General features: G+C 45.7%; 19 protein-coding genes. 1 reads left to right on the top strand and 18 read right to left on the bottom strand.

Annotated features, from left to right (window positions below; all coding sequences use genetic code 11):
- Positions 1-3: 3 nt before the first annotated feature.
- From KSZ58_RS05420 to KSZ58_RS05385, 8 genes are all read right to left on the bottom strand, one after another.
- On the bottom strand, positions 4-282 hold the full coding sequence (locus KSZ58_RS05420) for a hypothetical protein (RefSeq protein WP_224720914.1): 279 nt from the start codon (positions 280-282) through the stop codon (positions 4-6).
- 281 nt (positions 283-563) lie between these two features.
- Positions 564-1,898: a uracil-xanthine permease family protein gene (locus KSZ58_RS05415; RefSeq protein WP_008818922.1), complete on the bottom strand. Its 1,335-nt coding sequence runs from the start codon at positions 1,896-1,898 to the stop codon at positions 564-566.
- A 112-nt stretch (positions 1,899-2,010) separates the two neighbouring features.
- On the bottom strand, positions 2,011-4,584 hold the full coding sequence (locus KSZ58_RS05410) for a cation-translocating P-type ATPase (RefSeq protein WP_009269391.1): 2,574 nt from the start codon (positions 4,582-4,584) through the stop codon (positions 2,011-2,013).
- 285 nt (positions 4,585-4,869) lie between these two features.
- Entirely contained in the window at positions 4,870-5,316 is a 447-nt protein-coding gene (locus KSZ58_RS05405) for a hypothetical protein (protein WP_002608461.1), read from the bottom strand.
- A gap of 5 nt (positions 5,317-5,321) precedes the next feature.
- Complete coding sequence (gene ftsZ, locus KSZ58_RS05400; RefSeq protein ID WP_002608460.1) at positions 5,322-6,419, bottom strand: cell division protein FtsZ; 1,098 nt, start codon at positions 6,417-6,419, stop codon at positions 5,322-5,324.
- Positions 6,420-6,441: 22 nt separating this feature from the next.
- A complete protein-coding gene (locus tag KSZ58_RS05395) occupies positions 6,442-7,698 on the bottom strand; it encodes a cell division protein FtsA (protein ID WP_009269392.1) in 1,257 nt (418 codons plus the stop codon).
- Positions 7,699-7,871: 173 nt separating this feature from the next.
- A complete protein-coding gene (locus KSZ58_RS05390) occupies positions 7,872-9,293 on the bottom strand; it encodes a cadherin-like beta sandwich domain-containing protein (protein ID WP_009269393.1) in 1,422 nt (473 codons plus the stop codon).
- A gap of 4 nt (positions 9,294-9,297) precedes the next feature.
- Positions 9,298-11,076, bottom strand: a complete 1,779-nt coding sequence (locus tag KSZ58_RS05385; RefSeq protein ID WP_008818927.1) for a dockerin type I domain-containing protein — start codon at positions 11,074-11,076, stop codon at positions 9,298-9,300.
- A 398-nt stretch (positions 11,077-11,474) separates the two neighbouring features.
- On the opposite strand from KSZ58_RS05385, the gene rpmB reads away from it, so the two are divergent.
- The gene (gene rpmB, locus KSZ58_RS05380) at positions 11,475-11,666 is read left to right on the top strand and encodes a 50S ribosomal protein L28 (RefSeq protein WP_002608456.1); all 192 of its coding nucleotides are present in this window, start codon (positions 11,475-11,477) and stop codon (positions 11,664-11,666) included.
- Between the two features lie 266 nt (positions 11,667-11,932).
- Here rpmB and KSZ58_RS05375 read toward each other — a convergent pair whose 3' ends face one another.
- The 10 genes from KSZ58_RS05375 to KSZ58_RS05330 form a co-directional block, all read right to left on the bottom strand.
- On the bottom strand, positions 11,933-13,699 hold the full coding sequence (locus KSZ58_RS05375) for a nucleoside kinase (protein WP_008818930.1): 1,767 nt from the start codon (positions 13,697-13,699) through the stop codon (positions 11,933-11,935).
- Between the two features lie 32 nt (positions 13,700-13,731).
- Entirely contained in the window at positions 13,732-14,337 is a 606-nt protein-coding gene (locus tag KSZ58_RS05370; RefSeq protein WP_175627841.1) for a thiamine diphosphokinase, read from the bottom strand.
- On the bottom strand, positions 14,325-14,990 hold the full coding sequence (gene rpe, locus KSZ58_RS05365) for a ribulose-phosphate 3-epimerase (RefSeq protein WP_055201328.1): 666 nt from the start codon (positions 14,988-14,990) through the stop codon (positions 14,325-14,327). The genes KSZ58_RS05370 and rpe overlap by 13 nt, the downstream gene beginning before the upstream one ends.
- Before the next feature lie 47 nt (positions 14,991-15,037).
- Positions 15,038-15,907 (bottom strand): ribosome small subunit-dependent GTPase A, encoded by an 870-nt coding sequence (gene rsgA / locus KSZ58_RS05360; RefSeq protein ID WP_217752635.1) that lies wholly within the window; start codon positions 15,905-15,907, stop codon positions 15,038-15,040.
- Positions 15,904-17,637, bottom strand: coding sequence for a Stk1 family PASTA domain-containing Ser/Thr kinase (gene pknB / locus KSZ58_RS05355; RefSeq protein ID WP_008818934.1), 1,734 nt, complete (start codon positions 17,635-17,637; stop codon positions 15,904-15,906). The genes rsgA and pknB overlap by 4 nt, the downstream gene beginning before the upstream one ends.
- Positions 17,630-18,379 carry a Stp1/IreP family PP2C-type Ser/Thr phosphatase gene (locus tag KSZ58_RS05350; protein ID WP_008818935.1) on the bottom strand — a complete coding sequence of 250 codons (750 nt, stop codon included), beginning with the start codon at positions 18,377-18,379 and terminating at the stop codon, positions 17,630-17,632. Before KSZ58_RS05350 ends, pknB begins: the two co-directional genes overlap by 8 nt.
- Positions 18,376-19,431 carry a 23S rRNA (adenine(2503)-C(2))-methyltransferase RlmN gene (rlmN, locus tag KSZ58_RS05345; protein WP_002608449.1) on the bottom strand — a complete coding sequence of 352 codons (1,056 nt, stop codon included), beginning with the start codon at positions 19,429-19,431 and terminating at the stop codon, positions 18,376-18,378. The genes KSZ58_RS05350 and rlmN overlap by 4 nt, the downstream gene beginning before the upstream one ends.
- Before the next feature lie 1,526 nt (positions 19,432-20,957).
- Positions 20,958-21,122 (bottom strand): hypothetical protein, encoded by a 165-nt coding sequence (locus KSZ58_RS05340; protein WP_162232152.1) that lies wholly within the window; start codon positions 21,120-21,122, stop codon positions 20,958-20,960.
- Positions 21,123-21,583: 461 nt separating this feature from the next.
- Positions 21,584-22,915: a TldD/PmbA family protein gene (locus tag KSZ58_RS05335; RefSeq protein WP_008818939.1), complete on the bottom strand. Its 1,332-nt coding sequence runs from the start codon at positions 22,913-22,915 to the stop codon at positions 21,584-21,586.
- Positions 22,908-24,305, bottom strand: a complete 1,398-nt coding sequence (locus KSZ58_RS05330) for a TldD/PmbA family protein (RefSeq protein ID WP_009269398.1) — start codon at positions 24,303-24,305, stop codon at positions 22,908-22,910. The genes KSZ58_RS05335 and KSZ58_RS05330 overlap by 8 nt, the downstream gene beginning before the upstream one ends.
- Positions 24,306-24,312 lie beyond the last annotated feature (7 nt).

Genomic DNA, 24,312 nt, shown 5'->3' with positions numbered 1-24,312 from the left:
CCTTTAAAAAAATTCTTCTTTGATAATCGCATATTCCTCCAGCGTGTATACCTGCCCCGTCTCCATAAAACGCAGACAGACATCCTCTTTATATGCCTGATATTCCTTTTCCTCCAGCAGGCGTTGCTTTCGCTCTTTCCTATGTACTCTCTTTCTTTTATTGTTCGCCCGGATTCCTTTCATCCTGTTCCTTGCAAAGTCAATCTGTTGCCGGGTTATTTTAATATGGTATTCGTTCAGTGTCTTCAGCGCCATTGCTTCCTTCACGGAATATGTTTTCATAAAGCGAAACAGCAGATCCTCTTTTGTTGTATCCCTGCACAATTTTCATATTTCCCGTTCCTTTCGCAGCTGCCGTTTTCTTCTCATCTTCTCTTTTTTTGCTTCCTTTGGTGTCAAAGTCTTTTTTATTTCCTCGTTCATAGCCTAATTATAACGTAATTCACGTTATATCTGTATAGCAAATAAGAAAATTTACTGGTTTCAATCTATAATAAAAACAGATGAACACCCGGTATCTGCAGGAATTCATCCATTTTCATATGCTACGTTGTTTTCAGGTATTAAGACGCTTTGGGAAGAATCAGATTCAAGATGATACCGACAAGCGCGGATAACGCGGTTCCCGATAGGGTCATGAAGCTTCCTACAGGAAGTATGGCACCGCCAAGACCGATGACGAGCATGGCAGAGGCGATGACCAGATTACGCTGCTTTCCAAAATCAATCTTGTTATCGACAAGTACACGCAGGCCGTTGCTGGCAATGACCCCGTATAAAAGAATACTCATGCCTCCCAGTACACAGGCGGGAATCGTTGAGATAAAGGCGGAAATCTTTCCAACGCAGGATAGCAGAATGGCAATGCACGCAGCACCGCCTGTTACATAAACACTGCTTATTTTTGTCATACCGATCACACCGGTATTTTCTCCGTAGGTCGTATTCGCCGGACCTCCAAGGAAGGCAGAAACTGCGGTTGCGATACCGTCTCCCATCAGCGTACGCTCCAGACCGGGATCCTTTAAGAAATTGCGTCCGCAGATTTTTCCAAGTACCGTATGATCGCCGATATGCTCGGAAATCGTAACCAGTGCAACCGGTAAAATCGCAAGCGTTTCCGGACCGAAATACAGGTTATAGGTGCGGAAATTTCCAATTTTAAAGGGCAGGATAAAATCAGGAAAGGACAGCCATTTGGCATTCACAACCGCCTGAAAATCAACCAGTCCCAGGCATAGTGACAACACATAACCGCCAAGAATGGCAATCAGAAAGGGAATAATTTTGAAAAATCCCTTTGCTTTTGTGGAAATCAGGGCCGCAATCAGAAAGGTGACGATAGCGACGATCATGGCACGGGGATCTCCATCCTTAATGAACTGGGCATTGCTGACAGCATTCGCGGCAAGACCCAATCCGATAACCGCTATCATCGGTCCGATTACGATGGGTGGAAGGAGCTTATCGATCCATTCCTTTCCGATAACACGTACAATCAATGCAACAACTACATAGATCACACCAACCAGCATCAGTCCTGTCTGTGCAGCATCCACACTGCCACCCATCGCCTTGATTGCAATTACCACTGCGCTGATATAGGCAAATGAGCTTCCCAGATATACGGGTACTTTGCGCTTTGTCACAAACGTATAAATCAGCGTTCCCACACCGCTTGCAAAAAGTGCCACCGAAACGGGTAAGCCCGTCAGGGTAGGCACCAGGATCGTTGCCCCAAACATTGCAAATACGTGCTGAAAGCTCAGAAACAGCCATTGCAGAAGCGGCGGGCGATCCCCGACATCCAGAATCATATCCGTTTGTTTTGTATCAGAACATTCCTCTTCATCCAGTATGAGAGAAACATCCTCAACATGTTCTTCAAAATGCTTCATACATCTACTCCTTTTCAAAAAGACCATAGAAAAAGCAGGCACACAGGACCAGAGTCATATGTACCTGCCAATGGTCAACAGGAGTAGTATACCATATTTTTATGGCTACATGCTACCTCTCTTTGGCTATCCATTTACTGATTTCATTGATAAGGATAATACTGAAGGACATGCCGAGAACCATTGTCCACGAGGACATATCCAGCGGAACGGTTTTCAGCAGCATATTGAAGATTGGCAGCTGGCAGACTGCAATCTGCAGTGTGATTCCAAACACCATTGTCAGAATCAGCCACTTATTGCGCATGATTCCAACCTCCAGTATGGAATGTGTACGGGAGCGCAGGTTCAATGCATGGAACAGCTGGGAAATCGATAATACCATGAAGGCCATGGTCTGTGCCTTGGCAGGGCTGACATCCAGACCGTTACGGAAGGCAACCAGAGTAATGGTACCGATGAACATACCGTTCATAATCGTGAATATCATACCGCCGTGCGCAAACAGACTTTCTCTTCGATCCCGCGGTTTTTCTTCCATGATGAATTTATCCATCGGATCCACGCCAAGCGCCAGTGCCGGAAAGGCATCTGTCACAAGATTGACCCACAGTATCTGTATGGCAGATAGGGTGGAGACAACATGCGGCATAAAGACAATGGCAAGAAACAGCGACATGATTTCACCGAGATTGCAGCTTAGAAGATAAAGCACAGCCTTCTGAATATTCAGATATATATTTCTTCCCTGCTCCACTGCCTCAACGATCGTTGCGAAGTTATCATCCGCAAGAATCATATCGGAGGCCTGCTTGCATACATCAGTTCCCGTCTTTCCCATAGCGATACCGATATCGGCATTCTTTAAACTCGGTGCATCGTTCACGCCGTCTCCTGACATGGCAACGACAAGCTGATGCTTTTTAAATGCGTTGACGATTCGCACCTTATGCTCCGGTGTTACACGGGCATATACACAATAGCTTTGTACATGCTGCGCCAGTGTTTCCTCATTCATTTCATCCAGCTCTTTTCCGGTGATCACCTGCTGCTCCGTTTTTGCGATTCCCAGATTGCGGGCAATGGCAAATGCAGTGAGCGGATGATCTCCTGTAATCATAACAACCTGTATTCCAGCCTTGTGGCACAGCCTGATGGAATACCGTACCTCCTCGCGAGGCGGATCGATTAAGCCGGCAAAGCCGATAAACGTCATTTTACTCTCCACAGCACTTTCATGCGGACTTTTCAGGGAGCGCATTGCTAAAGCGAGAACACGCTGCGCATCACTGCTTACCTTTTTGCTTGCTTCCAGTATGCGGTTTTTCTCATAGCTGCTCATCCGCACGGTTGTGCCATCCATACGAACCTGTGTGCACAAATCCAGCACCTTTTCCAGGGCTCCCTTGGTGAATGCCACATACTCTTTTCCATGCTGATGAATCGTTGTCATGAGCTTACGTGTGGAATCGAAGCTGATCTCATTCACTCTCACGTAGGACAGGTCTTCTGCGTCCTTATGCATCCCGTTTTCTTCACAGAACGCCATCAAAGCGGCTTCGGTAGGCTCTCCGAGGATTTCCTCCTTCTGCACGGTTGCATTGTTGCATAAACAGAAGCCGCGCAGCAGCTCCTCACTGCGGTTCTGCAAGGCACCGTTTGCATAGGAGGAAACCACATGCATTTTATTCTGTGTCAATGTTCCTGTCTTATCGGAACAGATGACACTTACGGAACCAAGTGTTTCCACAGCATGCAGCTTACGGATAATAGCATTGTTGCGGCTCATGACCTGAACACCCAGTGCAAGTACAATGGTAACGACTGCAGGAAGTCCCTCCGGTATGGCAGCGACAGCGAGAGAAATTGAAAGCAGCAGCATATCAAAGAGGTCTCGTCCCTGCAATACAGCAACTACAAACATCGCAATACAGATACCGACGGAACCGATTCCCAATATTTTAGACAGATGGGCAAGACGCACCTGCAGCGGTGTCATGTCCTCTTTGGTTTCATCCAGCATCCGCGCAATTTTACCGACCTCACTGCTCATGCCGGTGCGTACAACAATGCCTCTGGCCTTTCCATATGTAACATAGGTGGACATAAAGACCATGTTTCTCTGATCGGAGATATTGATTTCCTCATCATATACAAGGGCCGCATCCTTTTCCACCGCTTCACTTTCTCCAGTCAGTGTACTTTCCTCCACCTTCAGATTGACGGATGACACCAGACGCATATCGGCCGGTATGTATCCCCCCACTTCCAGCTCCACCAGATCGCCAACAACCAGCTCCTTGGAGTCGATTTCCTTGAGAAAACCCTCTCTGACAACAAAAGCCTTCGGTGTAGACAGCTTTTCCAGTGCATCAATTGCTTTCTCCGCCTTGAATTCCTGTACAACGCCGATGATGGCATTCAGGATAATCACAGTCAGAATGATGGATGCATCAATATACTCCTTTAAAAATATGGATACGATTGCTCCGATAATCAATATAATTACCATCGGATCCTGAAATTGTTCCAGAAACATCTGGAAGACAGTTTCCTTTTTCTTCTTCAGCAGCTCATTTTTTCCCTGATCCCGGAGTCTGGCGGCAGCTTCCTGTTCACTCAGCCCCTTATCCAGATCACTGTAGGTTTCCTGAACTACCTCCTGTATGTTCATTCGATAAGGCATATACACCCTCCTTCACTACCACAATGTATGTGCCCGTACAGGATATATGTGTGCTTCGACAAAACCTCCGTGAAACAGACAGAAAAAAGTAAGCTCATAGCTTTGGGACTTTTCAAGAAGGGATACGAGCATCATCTAAACCAGTCTGCTTTATCCTATGTTCATATCCGAAAGCAGAAAGCCATTTGGCTTATAGGCCTTCGATTGTACTCACCACTAGCTTTATCTGCCCTGAAAGCTTCTGCATAAGAAAAAAAGGACAGCCGCAATGACATGTCCTCGTATTCAGCTCAGGATTGATTTCTTTTTCTGCAGCATCTGCAGCTTCTCACTGAGCATCTCTTCCAGCTCCTCTACAAAGCTGTCCATATCGGATGCATCATGCTCCATAAACAGCTCCAGATAGATACGCTCGCAGGCAGCACGCTTGGTATCATAGGCTACAAAGGAACCGCTGAAGCTCTGCATTTCGGGAAAGCCCTCTACGCAGAGAAAGCCGTTGCGAAGATCTCCGCGAACACCCTGAAATTCAAACTGAGCCGGGCTGGCAAGCACGGTCGTACGCTTCATGGCATCCACAAAGTGCTCTAACTGCGGATGATTCTTTTGTGCTGTACTTACCAGCACAAGGTCTGCCGGATGATGCTCCATCCAGCATTCAAAACGATGCAGAACAGCTGTAGCAAACTCATTTCTTGCCAGCATACTGTCATCAATATAATAAAATATCATGATGGTTAACGACGGGAGAAAAAGGATGGAATACCTTCACGGTCATCTTCTTCCAGTTCCTGATACCGCGGCTTTTCCTCTGTCTGCACTCTTGCACTTGGCCGGGAAACCGGCTGAGTAAATGCGGATGCCGCTGGAATTTCTTCCTCTTCTTCCTCTTCCTTGTCAAAACCGGTCGCAATAACGGTTACGATGATGGAGTCTCCAAGCTTTTCATTGATAGCAACACCGAAAATCGCATCGATGTCATTGCCTGCAGCTTCCCGTACAAGCGCCATGGCATCCTCTGCGTCAAACAGTGTAATCGATTCTCCACCGGTGATATTAACGATGGCATTGCTCGCTCCGGTAATCTGCGCTTCCAGCAGTGGAGACTGTATTGCTTTTTCGGCTGCAGCACGGGCTTTGTCTTCGCCCTCTGCCATACCGATTCCAATCAGTGCAGAGCCCTGATTTTCCATGATGGTGCGCACATCCGCGAAGTCCAGGTTGATCAGTGCAGGAACAGCAATCAGATCGGTAATCGTCTGTACACCCTGCCGCAGCACATTGTCCGCCGCCTGGAATGCCTCTGTCAGCGGACGACGGCCGATGACTTCAATCAGATTATTGTTGGATACGATAATCAGGGAATCCACATATTGCTTCAGCTCGGCAAGACCGTCCTCTGCGGATTTCATTCTCTTCTTTCCTTCAAAGGTGAACGGCTTTGTAACGATACCTACCGTCAATGCCCCTTCTTCCTTTGCAATTTTTGCAAACATCGGTGCAGCACCGGTTCCGGTTCCGCCGCCAAGTCCTGTGGTGATAAACACCATATCGCTTCCCTTAATCGCTTCCCGGATTTCATTTTCATTTTCCTGGGCAGCACGTCTTCCCATTTCCGGATTCGCCCCGGCACCCAGCCCCTTGGTCACTTCCCGTCCAAGGACAATTTTATTTTCAACAGGAGAAATATTCAGTGCCTGAAGATCTGTGTTGGCAACATAAAACTCCACACCCTTGACACCTTCGGAAACCATGCGGTTTACGGCATTGCAGCCGCCTCCGCCAATACCAAACACTTTAATATTTGCTACCTGTTCAAACTGTAAATCGCTCATCGTTATTCCTCGCTCTCTCTTTTTATTTATCGCTTAACAGAATGCTTTTCAGTTTTCTTGTAAATCCGCCCTCTTCATCGACGGAGCTTTTCTTCGTAACCGTATCCATGGTTTCTTCCACTTCCTGCGGATTGCAGCATATACGCTCATCCCTGCGGATTGCCATCTGCTCCCTCCAGCTGTAGAACAGACCCAGACAGGTTACATAGGAACAGTCGCGGACACCAATGGTCTGCGGAACATAAATCTGTGCAGGTGCATTTAGATAGCGCAGCAGCTCCTGCAGGGAAGGTATTTCACAGCCCTCTCCGCTCAACAGGTAGCGCACATCTCCACTCTCAATAATCGGAGCACAGGTTTCATTGATCATATTCAGCCAGCTTTTCACATAAGGAACAATGGCTTCACATGCCTGCTTCTCGCTGATCTGCTTCTGCTCACCCGATTTTGACCAGATATAGATAATCTGATCCTTTGCGGAGTCCGCATCAAAGGTACAGGTATTCTGTGCCAGCCGATAGCTCACATTGCTGCTCAGATGATACTGTTCGATCAAATCCTGCAGCCATACCCCATATCCATCTTCAATAACTTCACAATTCACGAGCTTGCCATGTGTAAACAGGGAAAGCGTTGTATGATCTCTCGCAAGGTCAATCTGTATGACATATTTATCAACTGTTTGTTCAAATACCGCTGCTTCATTGGCCATGGCATAGGAATCCAGACATACATCCAGAATTTCCAGTCCGGCCTTCTCAATGCAGCGTGCATAGGCATATACTACCTCTTTATCCGCATACAGCAGATCCACATTCATGATCAGAACCTCTGCTGTTTCATCAATTGGCATTTTTCTGGAAGTGATACCGTTTGTTATGTATTTGACGCAGCCGATATTTACCAGTTCCAGCTGTGGATCCGGTTTAAAGCTGACCGCTTCATTCAACCCCTTTTGAATGTCACTTAAACGAATGCGTTTACTGCTTGCTTCCGGAACAACGCTTACCTTTTTGTTATGACGCTGTACGTTGACGGAAGGGATTGCCGCAAGAACCCGCTCAATGTGATATCCAAGTGCATCCTCAGCCTGCTTCTTGGCCTTGATAATGCCGTTTACAACATTCTGTTCATCCATGATTTTCTGTTTTTCAATTCCCTGTATGGGAGCTTTTTCCACTCTTAGAATATTAAACCGCGTTTCATAAAATTCACCGACAACCAGTCGAACTTCATGATCCGCTACTTCTATCGAGGCATATATTTCCTTTTTGTTCATAAGGTTACCTCCTTACCCACACTGGCTAAGCCAGCCTTCGGCGTACATTTATACTCATATATGATATCATAATTTAAGCGGTTTAAAAACCATTTCCAAGGATTTCTCATAAATTTTTTCTTTTTTTTCAAAGAGGTGCACAAAGGTTAAAATAAAGAGAGGTTTTCCCTCTCTTAATTGTCATCGGATATGTTTCTCAAAGCGTCCGCCTCCGCATCTCTTCTTGAATCAGAGATTGTCCGCTTCTGATATTTCACCGTCTTTTTCCTGCGGAAGAAGAGAAATGCACTCAATCCCGCAAGTACCACACAGCCGCCGGCCAAGCCATAGATGACCAGCTTATGCTTCTTCAGCGACGCATCTACATCCTTACGATACTGATCATAGGCACTCTGCGGTATCGTTGCGGCACCGGAATACAGCTGCAGCGTTTTTTCCGTAGCTTCGTACTGGTAATACACCATGTTGCCTTTTTCATCCATGACATAGATCAAAGCGTAATTCTCAAAAGCCGTATCCTTGAAGGTCCAGCCGTTGAGTTCATAGTTATCGATTTTCACCGTTGTGAAATTCATCCCTTCACGCGTCTGGAGATTCTTCGGCACATCAACGACAAACACATTGTTTCCCAGCAGAGCCATCGGACGCAGCATAGTCTCGACTGTATTGGTATCCGTATTATAGATATAGTAATTCTTTTCCTTTGTTTTATCATCCTGCAGATAGACAACCGTCTTCTTCAGCAGGTTGCTTTTCCATGCCTTTACTTCCTTGCCGTCCACCTTGATTTTCACAGCTTCAAAGGATTTCGCAGGCTTATCGACGCCATCCAGACTGCGGACAAAGCCGAGCTTCGCTCCATTGTAGCTTACGTATACAAGCGGTGTTTCATCGACATTGACTGTAATCGTGTATTCCTTTGTGCTTCCATCCTCTGCCGCAACACTGACGGATATCGTGTTTTTTCCGGGCTTCAGGCTCTTTGTGCCTGTTCCATATACCACAGCCTTGCTGTCGGCAGCTGTTGCATTCACCTTGATACTGGAAACATCCCCGTTCAGATTTACGGTATACTGTGTTTTAGAGGCGGAAAATTTTGGACTCAGAGTTCCCTGTGAGATACTAAGACTTGCCAGATTGGCATTGCTGGACAGCTTCTTTTCTTCCTGCTTTTTTTCCTCCGGCTTTTGTGTCTCCTGTTTCTGAGGTGTCTCGTTTTTCGGAGTCTCTGTCGGTCTTGCGACAACCTGTACGGATGCAGAGCCGGATACCGTCACATCTTCTTCCGTATTGAAATCTCCCAGTGTACCCGATGCAGATACAGTCAGTGTTCCTTCTGCGGAGGCAGTTACCGTGAAGGACTGCGAGCTGTTTTCCAGCCAGTAGGTTCCATTAGCCGCCCCGCTGACACTTACATTTCCCGCACCGCCGGATGCACTTACCGTAAAGGTTACACTGTCACCGACATAAATCGTGCTTGCACTGGCCGTAACACTCAGACTGGCTGCATGTATAAAACCGGAAAGGTTCCATATTCCGGCTGCTACGATGAACACAGCTGCCATTTTTATAAATTTCAGTTTGAATTTCTTCATCAAATTACTCCTTTATTGTACTCTTTCCCATAATATGGTTCTTGATTTTCACATAATCCGCAGGGGTGATTTTCCCATCCTTATTCACATCTGCGGCCGTTAATGATTTGCCGCTCAACGTGGATTTCTTCATAATATGGTTCTTCACCTTGACATAATCGGCAGGGGTAATTTTCCCATCGTTATTGACATCCCCCAGCTTATAGGCAGTACTGCTGTTGCTTGAGTCACTTCCGCCGGAGGAGTCGCTTGTATAGCCGTTTTCAGACAGCAGAGAGCTGTGTACATAGCCGTAGCTATTCCCGAAATTATAGCTGTTTCCGGAATAATCAATCGCCGTTCTCGCACTGTTCAATGGTACATCCAGCTGTATTTTATACCAGTCTGTACTTCCGCTTACGGATTCTCCCTTTACCTTTCCGAGAATGTTAAAGGACATATTTCCATTTTTCGGTGTGGTATACAGGCTTGCTGAGGAGGTTGTCGCTTCCTTGCGGATATTGATTGCTCCCTGATCCTTGAAGACCAGCTTTTTGGAGCCCGCATCACTTTTTCCACTGACATATTCATCCAGCTGCCACATCCAGTGTGCTGCACTTTCACCCCAGTATGGATCCGAAGCATAGGATACATTCATACCACTTGCCTTGTCTCCAAGGAATGCCCCGTGATAGGTTGAATATTTCGGCGTGGAATACCACAGATTCACATAGTATTTATCATGATCCAGAATACTGTTTTGCGGCGATGAATAGCCGTTCGCCAATCCGGGATCGGAGTCCACCGCATTGTGCCCGAACAGATTGTTCTTGCTTAACGCGATGGAGCTGGTACCGAATGCACTCTCATTGACGGCAACGCCAAAGGATGCCAGTGCATAGGCGCCGTATGTATTCTGATAATCAATAAAATATTTTCCCATATTGTACATCTTTGTATCCTTGCTATTATACAAGTCATCCAGATAGCTCTTCACATATCCATTTAAATCACTGGCAGTAAAGCTTGTTTTTGTACGTGATGAAACATACTGATAATAATTATAATACGGCTTTGATGCATTGATTGAATTCTTTCTTGTATTGGCCTTGTAATCATCAATCATCTTCTGATAGGTCGTATAGAAATAATGACCATCATAGCTGTAGTATACCGTATTGCTCTTCATATAGCTTTGCTGCTTGCCGACCATCGCTGTACTCGTATAATACGGCTGGCGGATATTCAGTGTGATGGAATGGTAGATATTTCCATTCTTACATATGTAATAGTTTACGGACTGTACCGTATCCTCATCCTCATAATTCAGAATCTCCACCTCATCGGCATCCACCAGACCGACAACACCGGCCAGCATGAACTTCACCTTGGTACCATTGTTTTCATATCCAAGAAATGCCCCGTCGGCAGCATAATATCCGTTGGTATATCCGCTATAACCGGTACCTACCTCGGTATAGCTGGTGTTTTTTCCGGAATCTGACTTCGTCTTGAAATTGACGACACCATATTTAATATCTCTGGCACCGCCGATTCCCTTTACCTTTGCCATGTTTTCTCTGGCCGCCTGTTCCTTTTTCGTTTCAGCCTCCAGCTTGGCAGTATCCTCGATGATGATTTTACCGTTTTCATCAATTCTTTTAAACACATGATTCTCCGGAAGTCTGGAGGAAACAGCCTCCGGTTCTTTTTCTGCACTATTCTGCGCTCCTATGTAGCCCTGCTGAAGCAGTATGCCGCCACATAGAAGAGCTGCTATACCTACTATAATTTTCTTCTTCATATCATCACATTCCCTTTTCATACAAAGTTTGTCAGCTTAATTATATAAGAAAGTAGGAGAACATGCAATTTTATTTCCACATGAAATTCTTAAGTTTTTATAGAAGACGGAAAAACATCGAATATTCTGGAATATTTTACCTGGCGCATCTTCTCATCATACAGCTGTCACAGGCAACTATTGCATGTCCTGCTTGTGAGGACACCATGAAACCGCTTTGTTATGAAGCATTTACATCCATACGGCAAAAGGTCTTTGCTTCAGGTAGTAAGCAATTTTTATTTATACTGTATTCCCTGTACAATTTTTGAAAATTATTGTTGCATTTTACATTATAAGATGGTATGATATCTAAGCAAATTGTGTTTTAAAGTATTGTACGGAAGGAGGTAAACGGTATGTCAAAAGTTTGTGCAATTACAGGTAAAGGACCTTTATCAGGTAATAAACGCTCTCACTCTATGCGTGCTAGTCGTCGTAACTGGAATGTAAACTTACAGAAAGTTAAAGTCGTTGTTGATGGAAAACCTCAAACGATCCGTATTAGTGCTCGTGCATTAAAAACGCTGAAAAACAAAAAAGCTATCTAAGAGTGGATATGAAACAGGGTAACCTGTTTTTTTCTTACTTCAGGAAGCAGGACAAGCCATAAAGAAAGCAGATCATCCTTAACTGTACAGATGATCTGCTTTTTGTATTCCGATGATTATTTTCTATCATTGCCGATATCCTGCTTATAACTACCTAATTCATAATTGAATTCGGTATATATATTCGTTAATACGAATCTGGATTCGTTACGGCTCCTATTCCCATGCTGTTTTTTTATAAAACGCTCTGTGAGGGAGGATAGGAATCAGACATCAAAAACACTGTTTCCAATAAATTCCGCAAGAATACTGCTTCTTGGCACTGCCTCCTCACTGCCGTCCACAAAATAGGCAAGCAGCTTTTTCAAACGGTTGGCCTCCAGATACTGCGCTTCATGTGGATGCACCTGATCCAGCAGCGGAATCACAATTTTCTTAAGAATAGACATTTCATATACCATGGAGGAATTGAAGATAGCATCGGCCTCCTCCTGATACGGATAGATGTTATGATCCTCTCCCTGCTTTACATTCTTCCAGAAATGAATGGTATTCTGCGCACTCCAGCTGCGAAACTGATAATCTCTGGCAATGCGGCGGATCAGGCGGTAATCACTTGTCGGTATACGGTTATGCTCGTCCAGATTCAAGTGCGTCAGTGCATTGATATAGATACGAAACTTCGCCTCTTCCGGCAAATCGGCAGAGGTCTTAGGATTCAATCCGTGGATACCTTCTATTATCAGAATATGATCATCCTCCAGCACTGTTTCCCTTTCCTTCCACTCGCGCTGCCCCGTTTTGAAGTTGAACAACGGCATATGCACTGCTTCCTTATGCAGCAGCTTCAGCATGGTGTCATTAAACAGCTCCAGATCCAGTGCCTCCAATCCTTCAAAATCATAGCTTCCATCCGGCAGCCTTGGACAGTCCTCGCGGTTTTTATAGAAATCATCCATTGAGATCGGCATCGGTTTTTTCCCAAGAATCTTAAGGTGAATTGCCAGACGTCTGGAAAAGGTTGTCTTTCCTGCAGAGCTCGGTCCTGCAATCAGAATGAATTTCGTATGCGGATGCCCCTGTACAATGGACGCCGCAAGCTCTGCCAGCTTCTTTTCTACCATCGTTTCGCTCATCAGCACCAGATCATCCATATAGCCCTGCTGAATCTGTGCATTCAGCTCTGCAATATTGGATACACCAATCAGCCTGCCCCAGGTTTCAAACTCCTGAAACACATGAAACAGCTTTGCCTGATTCTGAAATCCGTTTCCTGCAGACAGCCAGACACCCGGTGCATAAAAACGAATGGAAAAATGTGTGAGATAGGAGGTATCCGGCAGCATGATGCCGTAAAAATAATCATCATATCCGCACAATGTATAAATACTGCTGGTCGCACTTTTCCTGCATGCCAAAAGATTTGCCTTGTTTTTCATTCCCAGACGGTCAAAATAGGCCTGTGCCTCTGCTGTGGCCACAACACGTCGGTGAATCACCTCGTTTGCGGCAATGAGCTCCTTCATCCGCTTTTCAATTTTACGTACATCCTGCGGCTTGCAGTATCCTTCCTTATCGATTTCGCAATACTGACCGCCACTGAGGGCATGCTCCATGCGGACACGGGCATCGGGAAACAGACTGCGCACCGCTACAATAAACAGAAAATTCAAGCTGCGCTCATAGATAAGCTTCCCGGTTTCACTATCCGCATAAATATAATCCAGTGCACCGCTTTTTTTGATTCGATAATTCAGATCATGCAGCTTTCCATCCAGCGTAACTGCATAAACCGCCTCCTTTACGTTCCATGCTTCCAGCAGCTCATGAACATAGGCACCTGCTTCACACTGCTTCACCTCACCGCTTTTCAGCTTCAACTCCAGCATAATCAGCCCTCCTTTTTCATCAGTATATGTCAGACAGCCCTGCTTCATACAGCTGTCGTTTATATTCCCCTTCATTATACCCGCTTCCCGGTAAAAACAAAAGAAAAAGGAACACGCCGTATAGACATGCTCCAAAGAAAGCATTTTTAAGCTTCCTATATGTTGATTCCGGTTTGTTATGCGTCCCTGCACTGCATCATCAGCACACGCCCATAATGTATGGTGATCCTCGCAATATTGCCATTGATTTCATTGGAAAGCGGATAAATATCCGTAACCTTCAAAACGCGTTCCTTCAAGGGATAGGCAACCCCCTCCTCACTGATGCAGGAATCCTCCAGCGGCAGAAAGGACAAGTAGGTATGCTGCTTTTCAACCTCATAGGTTCCCGGATGCAATACCTTGATGATATTGGTATCATTCATCAGGGTCAGCGGAAGCTCACGATAGATCATCAGATGCAGATTGGCCATTTCATGATCCAGACGTCCACCCAGGCCGCCGTATAGGATAATGTCATCATAGCCCAGCTGCAGTGCTGCTTCGATTGCAACCTCAGTATCGGTTTCATTTTTATGGGAGGGGAGCTTTTCCACCTCACAATACTGCTTGAGCTGTGCAAGCTCCTCCCTTGTTATGCTGTCAAAGTCCCCTACGGCCTTGCGCATGGCAATACCCTGCCGCATGCAGCAGACAGCTCCATGATCTACGCCGATATAATCGGCATGTGCAATGATCGGCGCAGTCTCACACATGCCGGCAACGAGAACTACCTTTGACATGCCAGCAGCTTATCCACGGATTCCGCAATACCGTTTTTGAACACATAGCTTCCGGCAACCAGCGTATCCACTCCGGCAGCAACGGCCAGCTTTGCCGTTTCCCCATTGATACCGCCATCGATTTCAATACGTGTATTCAAACCTTCCTTTTCAATCCGCTCACGCAGAACGCGCACCTTTTCCAGCGTATCCTCCATAAAGGACTGTCCGCCAAAGCCCGGCTCCACCGACATGATCAAAACCAGATCCATTTCCTTCAGATGTGCCAGCAGTGCGTCCACACCGGTTTTCGGCTTCACAGATACACCTGCCTGTACACCCATTTCACGGATTTTTCTGCACAGCTGAATGCAGGCATCCACATCCTTCACAGCTTCCAGATGAAAGGTGATAACATCTGCACCTGCCTTGGCGAAGATTTCCGCAACCATATCCGGATTATCTACCATGATATGAACATCCATTACCATATCCACTGCTTTTTTAAAGCCCTTGAGAAGGTCCGGTCCAAAGGTCAGATTCGGTACAAAATGGCCATCCATAACATCAAAATGCATCCATTTCGCATTGCTTTCATCCAGCTCCTTCAGCTGTTCACTCGTTCTGGAATAGTCCAGTGACAGAATGGACGGAGCGATTACTAATTCTTTCATAACGTGTGTCCTCCTTCATAATTGTATTGTATTTTCTGTATGCTGTTTCAATACCGCGGCTTTGCTTTTTGTATCATATCCACAATTTCCAGATAATGCGCATAGCGTTCCCTGCGTATCGTCCCATCCTCAACAGCAGCACGTATGGCACAATCCGGTTCATTGACATGAATACAATCGCGGAATCTGCATGCATCCTGAACATTTTGAAAATCAGGTATGCATTCGGCCAGCTGCGTGATATTCATCGCAATAAAATCCAGTGAGGAAAAACCGGGGGTATCTGCCACCCAGCCGCCGGCAATCTCATGCAGCTCACAATGCCGTGTTGTATGCTTTCCTCTACCCAAAGCCTTGCTGATTTCCTGTGTTTGAAGATGAAAGGTAGGGTCAATCCGGTTTAACAGGGAGCTTTTACCTGCGCCGCTCTGCCCTGTCAGCACACTGATATTTCCCTTCAAGGCCTGTATCAGATCCTCACTTGCATAGCCTTTCCCACTCTGATACACCTCATAACCGTTGTCGATATAATGCTGGATTTCCTCATGGATTGCATCATTTTCAGCGATGAGATCCAGCTTGGTGATGCATAAAACAGGACGGATTCCCGCATAGCATACACTGAAAATCAAGCGGTCAATCAGGGTTGTTGAAAAATCCGGATCCTTGCAGGACATGACGATGATCGCCTGATCCACGTTGGCAATGGATGGGCGGACGAGGGCATTTTTACGGGGCAGAATTTTCTGAATACCGTTTTGATCCGCAAAGCGTTCAAATTCCACCAGATCGCCGACAACCGGAGAGTGCGCCTTACGCAGCTTTCCCATGGCAACACACAGCACCCGCTCCTGATTGGCTGCCAGCACCTCATAGCGGCTGGATACGATCTTGATAATTCTTCCTGTTTCTGTCATTTGTAAAACCTTATCGTTATAACATTCGGATTCTCCATCTGCTGGACATATTCCGTTCCCTCTGCGGGATCCACATCTGTAACGACTCCTTTTTTAATGGTCTTTTGTTCCTCTTCACTCAGGTCATCATAGGAACGCTCATCCGATACCGGAAGTATTCCCGTCTTTTCTTTAATTAAAGCAATGGCCTCTTCTGCCGTTTTTCCTACAACGCCCTCTATCTTCCAGCTCATCAGCTGACTGACAGTTATTTTTAATGTATATTCTTTATCCGGATCCAGCTTTTCTCCGATTTCCAAGCCGCTTTGTTCCGCTATATATCCGGGCCACGTATTCGCCCTTTGCTCATAGCTGATTTCCAGCTTGATGTTTGGATTCTGTTCATTCAGTTCCTTTTCCACTTCCTCCGGTAAACGATGGCGGTAATCCTTTACCACAAACCAGGTTCCTCTGGAAACAGTCAGCGTCAGCTTGGATTTTTCACCAATTTCCTCTCCGGTATCCGGTGATACACGGATGACATGACCTTTTTCCACATCATCACTCAGCTCCTGCTTAATCGTAATATTATCCTTTTTAAACCCGCTGGAGGTCAGCGTCTGAATTGCCTCCTGCTGCGTCTGTGATGTGGACAGCTCCGGGACCTTAATCATCTTTTCTTTATCAAAAATTCCGCTCATCAGTACAAAGGCCGCAACACCGATCACACACAGCCCGACAATCATAGCAATGATGATTGTTGTGATTTTCCGATTACCGGAATCATCCTCTTCATCCTCTTCAATCGGCTCCACATGCTTTTTGCGCACCTCAGTTTTCTTAGTCTGCTTCTGCTTGCGCTGCTCCATGACCATTGTCGGCTGCGGATGCTCTTCCTCAAACACCAGCTTTTCGACATGTGCATATTCCGGAAGCAGGCAGCGGTGCAGGTCATACAGCATATCCTTCGCACTCTGATAGCGCAGCTTGCGGTTTTTCACGGTTGCCTTGATGATGATGTTCTCCACGGACTGCGGCAGTGTCGGATTGAAATCACGAACACTTGGTATCTCCTCACGCAGATGCTTCATTGCAATCTGGACGGGGTTGTCTCCATGGAAGGGAACATTCCCGGTCAAAAGCTCATAAAACACGATACCAAGCGCATAGATGTCCACCTGATTGCTTGGTGTTTCTCCCCGTGTTGTTTCCGGAGCCAGATAGTGCGCACTGCCCAGTACCGCATCACTTTGCGTCAGCTGTACCGTATCGTGCGCCAGCGCAATTCCGAAATCGGTAATCTTTACCGTACCATCATCCTTAACCAGAACATTCTGAGGCTTGATATCCCGGTGAATAATATCGTTTTCATGGGCATGCTGTACAGCGCTGGTCAGCTGAATCATGATGTTTACAGCCTCTTCCTGATGTAGTGCCCCACGCTGGGAAATCAGCTGCTTCAGTGTACGGCCGCGTACATATTCCATTACGATATAGTGACGTCCCTCAAACTCTCCGACATCGTATACATCCACTACATTGGGATGGTTCAGCTTGCTGACCGCATTGGCCTCCCGCTGAAAGCGCAGCAGTGTCACCGGATCCTTGCTGAGCTCCCCACGCAGCACCTTGATCGCCACCTCACGGTTCAGTATGGTATCGATTGCCAGATAGACATCCGCCATACCGCCTTCCCCCAATGAGGAAACGATCATATAGCGCTCGGCAATCATTTTGTTGTTGTTATTCATGGAGATCACCTGCCTGTTCCACGATGATGACACTCACATTGTCATAGCCGCCCGCAAGAAGAGCCTTGTCAATCAGCATGCGAACCTTATCCTCCACGCTGCGCTTACTTTCCAGAATCTCGCGAATAATCGCTTCACTGACATAGCCGTGTAAACCATCACTGCAAATCAGCAGCGCCTTGTAATCATTTTTAATTTTATTGATATCGATGCGTACAGAATCCCATATGCCGAGGGCATTGGTCAGCATGTTGCGATTCGGATGCACCGCTGCCTCCTCTTCGCTCAATTCTCCGCGCTTCAGCATATCCGCAATATAGGAATGATCCTCTGTCAATGCCAGAAAATCATCCGCATACAGCCCATAGGTACGGGAATCTCCGACATTGAAAATGTAGGTCGTCGTTTCACATTTCAGAATACCAACTAGTGTGGTTCCCATTCCCTTTTGTTCTGTATTGCGTGTTGACTGCGTAAAAATCAGATCATTTGCTTCCTGTATGGTATCCTGCAGCCAGTGCTTGACCTGAACATCCGAGCTGCATTTTTCCATTTTCAAAAAGCTTTCCTTCATATGCTCAATAGCCATACGACTCGCAACATCTCCTGCAAGACCGCCGCCAATGCCGTCACAGACTACAGCTAACAGAGCATGCTCTCCGTTTTCCAGAAAACAGATGCTGTCCTGATTATTTCTTCTTCGAAGTCCGACATGACTCGCTCCATAATATTGAATACTCATGAACGGCTCCCTTCCTGTTCCTTCTTCAGATGCTTAACACGCAGCTGTCCGCATGCCGCGTCGATATCCGCACCATGCTCCTTACGAATCGTACAACGCACTCCCTGCTTCATGAGTGCATCATAGAATACCATGGCATGGGCATGATCCACTCCCTGAAAGCCGTTTTCATCCACAGCGTTGTAGGGAATCAGATTCACATAGGCATTCAGACCCTTTAACAGCTTTGCCAGCTGTGCCACATGCTCCTTCTGGTCATTGACCCCGCGCAGAAGAATATATTCAAACGTCAGACGGCGATTGTTCTCCCGTGCATAATACTGGATTGCCTCCATCAGCTCCTCCAGTGGATAGGCACGGTTGACCGGCATCAGACGATCGCGGAGTTCATTGTTTGGCGCATGCAGAGAGATTGCCAGATTGTATTGTGTGTGCTCCTTGGCAAATTCATAAATTTTCGGAACGACACCGCAGGTGGATATCGTAATATGACGCGCACCGATTCCCAGTCCGCGATCATGATTGACAGTAGAAAGGAAATTCATCACATGCTCGTAATTGTCAAACGGTTCCCCCGTTCCCATTACCACAATATGACTCAGCCGATCCTCCTGCTTATCCAGATCACGCTGCACATACAGCACCTGGGCCACCATTTCTCCACTTGTCAGGTTGCGTTTCTTTTTTGTCAGACCACTGGCACAAAAGGCACAGGCCATATTGCAGCCTACCTGTGAGGTAACACAGATACTCTTACCATAATCAAACTGCATCAGCACACTTTCAATCAGGGAGCCGTCCTCCAAAGCAAACAGATATTTCGTCGTCCCATCGCTTGCCACCTGCTTATCACGCAGCTTTAGCGGCGTGAGAGAAAACTGCTGCTTCAGGGTCTCTCTGGTATCCTTGGAAAGATCACTCATGTCATCTATGCTGACTGCACGTTTGCGATACAGCCATTGAAAGATCTGATGTGCACGAAATTTTTTCCAGCCCTGCTCCAGAGCCATATCGCCCATCTGATCGTATGTAAAATCATATAAACTTTTCATTTTATCACCGTATCCTATTTTACCATAGAATCCTTGCAGGGACCAAGGAGTTTCCATTTCTTAATAAAGTTTTCAGAAACTTACGATATTATCGGAATGAAATCCACATGGAAGGCAGAAAGAAGAAAATGAATAGCGTGTATAGGGGCTTACCCAATTGTGGTTAAATTCAAAATCTGAAGAATGCAACACGATTGTACTTATCAATAGAATTTGAATCTGTCTTTTCGCAAACACACAAAACTAGAAAGAAACATAAGACACTTCTTTCTATGAGATACAGTTTATCAAATTTTACAAAAAAAATTTATTTCCTTTAGGAGTTTTACATATCGCATTCGTATGTATATGTGTAGGAGGTTCATCGGTATGCATATACAATACCTTAGGAATGCGCCAGGTGAAAGGAGGAAGGATGGATTACATATTCTGGTTTCTCGTCGCACTGATTGGTATCACACCGAAAGTGCTGCGGGAGCTTGGGATCATCCTGTACATCGTCCTGAAATACAAACGGCGGCATTAGTAAGCAGATAATCTCAGTGTTGGATTAACTGAGATGATACTGCTACGGAAAGGAGGTGAACTCGCCGTTTTCATTACTCCTGGATTTGGTGCCTCTTACTGCGTCAAAAGGGACAGAGTAACCACAACGTAACTCTGTCCCTTTCTTTTGGCCTTTCGACCTTTGGATTTGGCACTTTTATTATAAAATATTCCTGCATCCACTTCAACCATTATTTTAAAAAATATTTTTATTTCTTTTAGGAGTTTTGTATATTGCATTCGTATGTATATATGTAGGAGGTTCATCGGTATGCATACACTATACCTTAGAAATGCACCAGGTGAAAGGAGGAAGGATGGATTACATATTCTGGTTTCTCATCGCACTGATTGGTATCACACCGAAAGTGCTGCGGGAGCTTGGGATCATCCTGTACATCGTCCTGAAATACAAACGGCGGCATTAGTAAACAGATAATCTCAGTGTTGGATTAACTGGGATGATACTGCTACGGAAAGGAGGTGAACTCGCCGCTTTTCATTACTCCTGGATTTGGTGCCTCTTACTACTTCAAAAGGGACAGAGTATCTTGCTCGTAACTCTGTCCCTTTCTTGCGACCTTTCGGTCTTTGGATTTGGCACTTTTATTATAAAATATTCCTGTATCCACTTCAACCATTATTTTAAAAAATATTTTTATTTCTTTTAGGAGTTTTGTATATTGCATTCGTATGTATATATGTAGGAGGTTCATCGGTATGCATACACTATACCTTAGAAATGCACCAGGTGAAAGGAGGAAGGATGGATTACATATTCTGGTTTCTCATCGCACTGATTGGTATCACACCGAAAGTGCTGCGGGAGCTTGGAATCATCCTGTACATCGTCCTGAAATACAAACGGCGGCATTAGTAAGCAGATAATCTCAGTGTTCTGTTAACTGAGATGATACTGCTACGGAAAGGAGGTGAACTCGCCGTTTTCATTACTCCTGGATTTGGTGCCTCTTACTGCGTCAAAAGGGACAGAGTATCTCCACGTAACTCTGTCCCTTTCTTTTGACCTTTCGGTCTTTGGATTTGGCATCTTTATTATAGAATATTCCTGCATCCACTTCAACCATTTTTATCCTTTTATATAAAAATATTTTTATTTCTTTTAGGAGTTCTGCATCTTCCATTCGTATGTATATGTGTAGGAGGTTCATCGGTATGCAGAAATTCTTACTCATGCACCAGGTGATAGGAGGAAGGATGAATTACATAATCTGGATTCTCATTGCGCTGATTGGCATCATACCAAAAGTGCTGCGAGAGCTTGGAATCATCCTGTACATCGTCCTGAAATACAAGCGGCGGCATTAGTAAGCAAATAAGCTCAGTTTTATATTAACTGGGATGATCTTGCTACGGAAAGGAGGTGAACTCGCCGTTTTCATTACTCCTGGATTTGGTGCCTCTTACTGCGTCAAAAGGGACAGAGTTATGTGGAAGATACTCTGTCCCTTTCTTTTGACCTTTCGGTCTTTGGATTTGGCACCTATATTATAGAATATTTTCATGCCATTTTCAATGTAAAATTCATGCTTTTACGCAGACTTTTACGCAGCTGTTACACCAGCCATACAATGCCTGTATCACATTATAAACCACTGACAGAAAGCGATGTAAACAAAATACTCGGTGAACCAATAGATCCAGCATTCAGCTTTCCATCATTCCCCAGCATCTCCACCTGCTTCATTGCCTCCAGAAAATTACCAGCGATCGTGATCAGATTGACCGGCTTGACCTTTTTTCCGTCCTTCACATACCAGCCCTGAGATTGCAGTGAAAATTCACCTGTCATGGCATTCAGTCCGGCATGCAGACCTGTTATTTCCGTAACAATGATTCCTTCCTCCATCGATGCAATCATTTCATCCATAGATGTACTTCCATTTTCAATAAACAGATTGCTTGGAGCTATACCGACATTGGATGCATATCCCGCCTTAAATCCATTGCCCGTCGTTTCACAATTCATAAGCTTTGCGGATTTCAGATTGTGCAGATAGGTCTTTAAAACGCCTTTATCAACCAGTATCTTATTCCTGCAGGCAACCCCCTCATCATCAAAGCTTCTCGAGTTATAGCCGTTCTTCAACAACGGATCATCCACAATTGTAATTTTATCACTGAAAATCTGTTTCTCAATACTGTCATTCAATAATGAAATACCTTTGTAAGCATTTTCTCCGTCAAACATACCGCTAAAGGCCGCCAGCAAATCTGCCATTGCCTCATTTTCAATCAGAACCGGATACTGTGCACTCTGCACACTTTCAGCAGACAGCTTATCCAGCACCTTACGGCTCACACCTGCTGCAAATTTTTTCGCGTCGAAGCAAACATCATCATACAGATACTGCCAGTCACCTGCAATCTTTGTATCCTCTTGATCCTTCGCCATAACTGCTGTACTGATATACGCCGCATGCTGTGCATCATGCAGATGAACACCCAATGTATTATCAATGGCAATTTCCACATCGACTTCGCCATAGCTGGTATTCATAACCTGAGCGATTCTGGCATCCGATTCCTTTATATACTGCTCCACCGTCTTCAGCATTTCGATCTTTTCTGCATCCGGATGTGCATTCCATGTACAGCTGCGCAGCTGCAGCTGGGGATACGCAGAATCACCCGCATAAATTTCCACTTCATCCCTGCTTGTAATCACCTCCGCATTTTCCTTTATCCTGCAGAGCGTGTCCTCCAGTAAGGCATCATCATCCTGTTCCAGAAAACAGATACCCATATTTCCTTTATATATACCACGAATCGCAAATCCGTTACACTCACTGATGGTGTAGCCGTCCACACTTCCTTCAAACAGCCGTATGGATGTGGATCTGCTTTTCTGTTCATAGATTTCCAACTGTTCGATACCCGCAGCCTTTGCCGCGTCAAGCCAACGTTGCTTATGCATGTTCCTTGCCTCCCTTACTGCCACCAACCGTCATTTCACTAACTCGTATTGCCGGCTGACCGACATCTGTAGGTATGCTTCCGCTGCTGGATCCGCACATTCCCTGTGCACGCGCAAGATTACCTGCGACTCGGTCAATTTTCAGCAATGTATCCGAGCCGTTTCCAATCAGTGTTGCGCCCTTGACAGGTGTTGTTATCTTTCCGTCCTCGATCAAATATGCTTCTCTGACAGCGAAATTGAAATCACCGGTTGCCTGCACACTGCCACCAGCCATTGTCTTTGCATATAGTCCATACGAGGTTTCCTTTATCATATCCTCCAGCTGATCCGTACCGTTCAACAGGAAGGTATTGGTCATTCGGGACGTTGTTTCATATTTATAGGACTGCCGTCTGCTGGATGCCGTGGAAGGCATGTTCAACCGGCGCCCATTCAATGTATCCACCAGATAGCTCTTCAGTATTCCCTTTTCAATCAGTACCGTGCGTCGTGTGAAATTTCCCTCATCATCGATATTTGTACTTCCCCAGGCATTGGGAATCGTACCGTCATCCACAGCCGTTACACATTCACTCGCAATTCTCTGTCCCAGCTTTCCTGCAAAATTGGATTGATTTTTCGCAACTCCGCGTGCCTCCAGAGAGTGTCCGCAGGCCTCATGGAAGATGACACCGCCAAAGCCGTTGTCGATAATAACCGGCATAACACCGCTAGGACACGGCTGTGCATACAGCATCGTCATCGCAATGCGCGCCGCCTCTTTTCCAATATCCTCCGGTTTGTGTGTATCATAAAACTCCATTCCTTCACTGCCTCCGGGAGAACAGCTTCCGGTTTCCCGCAATGCTCCATCCTGTGCAACGGCAGATACCGCCATTCTAGTCCGAATCCGGACATCACGAATATATTTTCCTTCCGAATTGGATATTGCGACATGCTGCTCATCATCCTGATAATTCACAATCGCCTTCGTTATATGCGCATCATAGGACTGTGCAGCTTCGCTAGCACGCCTCATGAGCGCCACTTTATCCTTTAGCGCAGTTTCGCGCGGTATGCGCCGTATGATATGAGCATTTTCATACGTTATTTCCTTTAATTGCACAGGAATATGCTTTCCCTGTTCCCCCAGACTGTCCGCCAGCTTTTTCGCAAATTCCTTCAGATTTTTTTCATCTGTATCATTGGTATAGCCGTACACGGATTCCAGTCCATGATAAATCCGCAGACCCAGCCCGCAGCGAATACCACTGTTGGTGCTTTCAACCTCGTCATTCAGCATGGATATTCTGGTACTGTAATTGACTTCTTCAAAAATTTCTGCAAAATCACCCGTCGTACTGCAGGCGATTTCCAGTACATCTTCCAATATGTTTTTCTCTAACATAACGTCA

The sequence above is a fragment of the Erysipelatoclostridium sp. DFI.2.3 genome (assembly GCF_019132535.1).
Taxonomy (GTDB): Bacteria; Bacillota_I; Bacilli_A; order Erysipelotrichales; family Erysipelotrichaceae; genus Clostridium_AQ; species Clostridium_AQ innocuum.
Note: the sequence above shows the minus strand (reverse complement) of the source record. Positions and strands in the feature narration are given on the sequence as shown.

Coding starts and splice junctions, on each gene's coding strand:
- KSZ58_RS05420 (WP_224720914.1), bottom strand. CDS start 282: ATGAAAACATATTCCGTGAAGGAAGCAATGGCGCTGAAGACACTGAAC.
- KSZ58_RS05415 (WP_008818922.1), bottom strand. CDS start 1,898: ATGAAGCATTTTGAAGAACATGTTGAGGATGTTTCTCTCATACTGGAT.
- KSZ58_RS05410 (WP_009269391.1), bottom strand. CDS start 4,584: ATGCCTTATCGAATGAACATACAGGAGGTAGTTCAGGAAACCTACAGT.
- KSZ58_RS05405 (WP_002608461.1), bottom strand. CDS start 5,316: ATGATATTTTATTATATTGATGACAGTATGCTGGCAAGAAATGAGTTT.
- ftsZ (WP_002608460.1), bottom strand. CDS start 6,419: ATGAGCGATTTACAGTTTGAACAGGTAGCAAATATTAAAGTGTTTGGT.
- KSZ58_RS05395 (WP_009269392.1), bottom strand. CDS start 7,698: ATGAACAAAAAGGAAATATATGCCTCGATAGAAGTAGCGGATCATGAA.
- KSZ58_RS05390 (WP_009269393.1), bottom strand. CDS start 9,293: ATGAAGAAATTCAAACTGAAATTTATAAAAATGGCAGCTGTGTTCATC.
- KSZ58_RS05385 (WP_008818927.1), bottom strand. CDS start 11,076: ATGAAGAAGAAAATTATAGTAGGTATAGCAGCTCTTCTATGTGGCGGC.
- rpmB (WP_002608456.1), top strand. CDS start 11,475: ATGTCAAAAGTTTGTGCAATTACAGGTAAAGGACCTTTATCAGGTAAT.
- KSZ58_RS05375 (WP_008818930.1), bottom strand. CDS start 13,699: ATGCTTTCTTTGGAGCATGTCTATACGGCGTGTTCCTTTTTCTTTTGT.
- KSZ58_RS05370 (WP_175627841.1), bottom strand. CDS start 14,337: ATGTCAAAGGTAGTTCTCGTTGCCGGCATGTGTGAGACTGCGCCGATC.
- rpe (WP_055201328.1), bottom strand. CDS start 14,990: ATGAAAGAATTAGTAATCGCTCCGTCCATTCTGTCACTGGACTATTCC.
- rsgA (WP_217752635.1), bottom strand. CDS start 15,907: ATGACAGAAACAGGAAGAATTATCAAGATCGTATCCAGCCGCTATGAG.
- pknB (WP_008818934.1), bottom strand. CDS start 17,637: ATGAATAACAACAACAAAATGATTGCCGAGCGCTATATGATCGTTTCC.
- KSZ58_RS05350 (WP_008818935.1), bottom strand. CDS start 18,379: ATGAGTATTCAATATTATGGAGCGAGTCATGTCGGACTTCGAAGAAGA.
- rlmN (WP_002608449.1), bottom strand. CDS start 19,431: ATGAAAAGTTTATATGATTTTACATACGATCAGATGGGCGATATGGCT.
- KSZ58_RS05340 (WP_162232152.1), bottom strand. CDS start 21,122: ATGGAAGATGCAGAACTCCTAAAAGAAATAAAAATATTTTTATATAAA.
- KSZ58_RS05335 (WP_008818939.1), bottom strand. CDS start 22,915: ATGCATAAGCAACGTTGGCTTGACGCGGCAAAGGCTGCGGGTATCGAA.
- KSZ58_RS05330 (WP_009269398.1), bottom strand. CDS start 24,305: ATGTTAGAGAAAAACATATTGGAAGATGTACTGGAAATCGCCTGCAGT.